Source organism: Bacillus sp. V59.32b (assembly GCF_003429085.1).
Classification (GTDB): Bacteria; Bacillota; Bacilli; order Bacillales; family DSM-1321; genus Peribacillus.
This window is the reverse complement of the sequence record NZ_QVTC01000087.1, coordinates 1-1,889: the sequence shown is the minus strand read 5'-3', so window position 1 is coordinate 1,889 and position 1,889 is coordinate 1. Positions and strand designations below refer to the sequence as shown.

The window sequence follows — 1,889 nt, the reverse complement described above, 5'->3', positions numbered from 1 at the left end:
AATCGAGTAGGAGGGGGTGACTAACCCCCGACCTCTCACACCACCGTACGTACCGTTCGGTATACGGCGGTTCTATTAAGTTTGACGCAAAATTTCATAACGATTATATAGACTTCTCAACCCTCGTTGGCTCCAGTAAGAGTTATCGAGGGTTTTGTGTAATATTGGGCTACATGCGATTCTCCAGTATTTCTTTCTGGAGTTACCCCATTCATATGCTTTGTAATCAGCGACTCCTAAACCAATTAGTTTTCTAACTCTGGTTTTAGGTTTCTTCCACTGTTTCCATTCGCACATTCTGAGCCTTCTTCTTATCCATTCATCAAATTCTTTGAATTTGCTTGGAGTGTCAGCCAAAGCAAAGTACCCGCACCATCCCGTTAGATAGCGGTTTAACATTTCAATCCTTACTTCCATTGGAAAAGGTTTTGACCGTGAGGTAATTTCTCGAATCTTTGTCTTAAAGCGTTTGATACTTTGTTTCGCAATTCGCACCTTCGGTTCTTTATTCCAAGTAAAGCTGAAGCCAAGGAATTTCCGTTTCCATGGGCGGTCAACTGCCGACTTATCCCTGTTTACTTTCAACTTTAGTTTCTGCTCAATAAACGTCGTAATGGATTCAAATACACGTTCCCCTGCTTTAAATGACTGAACATGAATGTTACAGTCGTCCGCATAACGGACAAACTTATGCCCTCTGGCTTCCAATTCTTTATCTAACTTATCAAGAATTATGTTTGAAAGGAGAGGACTGAGAGGTCCTCCTTGCGGAGTACCTTCTTCCGTTGATTGTACGACCCCATTAAGCATTACACCTGATTGAAGATATTTCCGTATTAGTTTAAGAAGTATGCGGTCTTCAATTCTTTTCGCGAGTATTCCCATTAGTTTGTCATGATTGACCTTATCAAAGAATTTCTCTAAGTCCATATCGATTACCCATCGGAAACCCTCTTTGATATATCCCTTTGCCTTTCTTATCGCATCATGGGCACTCCTGTTAGGTCGGAAACCATAGCTGTTTTCAGAAAAGGTTGGGTCAAAAATTGGGGTTAATACTTGGGCAATTGACTGTTGGATGAAACGGTCTGTCACAGTTGGTATGCCTAAAAGCCTTACCCCGCCGTTTGGTTTCGGGATTTCGACACGACGAACAGGGGAAGGATGATAGTTACCTGTTCTCAAAGTTTCCCGAAGGGAATCCCAATTTTCATAGAGATGTCGTCGTAGGAATTTTACGGACATTCCATCTATGCCGTGACTTCCTTTGTTCTGCTCTACCCGTTTTAGGGCAGTTAAGAGATTTTCCCGTGACAAGATTCGTTCCATTAACATGATGTTATTCCTTTCTACGTGAATGAAGGTTCTGTTTATGCCGGTTCTTGCTCCACCCTCCTAGAGTCCCCAGCGGATTCACCGCTTCCTCCTTTAGGTAGGTCCTTTCGGATTGTCTGTGTTCAATGCAATTACCGAATGTGCAGATTTCATTCTTCTTAATAGTTCAGTCCTTCCCATTCTTTCTCGAGTTAGAATGGTACTATGACTTCTGCTGACTTCTGATTGTTCAGCTATCCATTGCTGGATAGGTTACCAAGTGTACTTGGCTTATCAATCAGACCTCCCCGGGTAAGAGTGCAGTCTTTCCCTCCACCTATCTGCTTCATTTACTCTGTACCACCTTCGGCAGTAAGGACTTCGTTTTGACTGGCAAACTCATCCAATGATACCTAGCCTTATATGAAGTTCGTGTTCCTCAGACCGGAGGTTTGCCGCTCGCTTCCTTCAGATTCCGCGTCACCGCGGACACCCTTGCGTTAAGCTAACCATTACTACTGCCTTCATGGCTCGGGACTTTCACCCTAGAGACTACACCCATGCCGGGCGCACCA

General features: G+C 43.8%; 1 protein-coding gene. It reads right to left on the bottom strand.

Annotation, left to right across the window (positions count from 1 at the left end):
* Positions 1-75: 75 nt before the first annotated feature.
* Positions 76-1,335: a group II intron reverse transcriptase/maturase gene (ltrA, locus tag D0463_RS17050; protein WP_117308575.1), complete on the bottom strand. Its 1,260-nt coding sequence runs from the start codon at positions 1,333-1,335 to the stop codon at positions 76-78.
* Positions 1,336-1,889 lie beyond the last annotated feature (554 nt).